This is a genomic window from Corallococcus sp. AB049A (assembly GCF_003668885.1).
Lineage (GTDB): Bacteria > Myxococcota > Myxococcia > Myxococcales > Myxococcaceae > Corallococcus > Corallococcus interemptor.
Window position 1 is genome coordinate 1 of sequence record NZ_RAWL01001289.1, and the last position, 413, is coordinate 413.

Sequence of the window (413 nt, forward strand, 5' to 3'; positions counted from 1 at the left end):
TCACCGGCCACCGCCGCCACGCGCTTGATCAGGCGGGTGCCGTCGGCCGGTGAATCGAACACCGCCACTTCACCGCGCTGCGGGACGCCGGTGGCCATCAGTTCCTTGCCGGTGAACGGCAGGCGCAGGCCGTAGGCGCGCATGTCCACCACCACCCGGTCGCCCGGCTGCAGGGTCGGCTGCATCGAGCCACTCGGCACCACGTAGTGGTTGGCGAGGGTATCGCGGGCGGCGGCGAGCAGGCCGAGCATCACCAGCAGCGGCAATGCTTCCTTCTTCAGCCAGACCAGCGCGCGTTCGGACAAGGGAGGACGGGCAGCAGCATCCATGACAGGCTCCGGGTAGGTGGTAGCTGCATCAGACCACATCCAGGCGGGAGAGGTTCCCGCGACGCGATCCGGTAGAGCCGAGCC

Annotated in this window: 1 protein-coding gene; it reads right to left on the minus strand. The window is 69.0% G+C overall.

All coding sequences use genetic code 11. From position 1 onward, the window contains the following. Positions 1–329 (minus strand): signal peptidase I (gene lepB, locus D7X55_RS47025; protein WP_121725794.1); only part of this gene is annotated, 329 nt, incomplete at its 3' end. Positions 330–413: the final 84 nt, after the last annotated feature.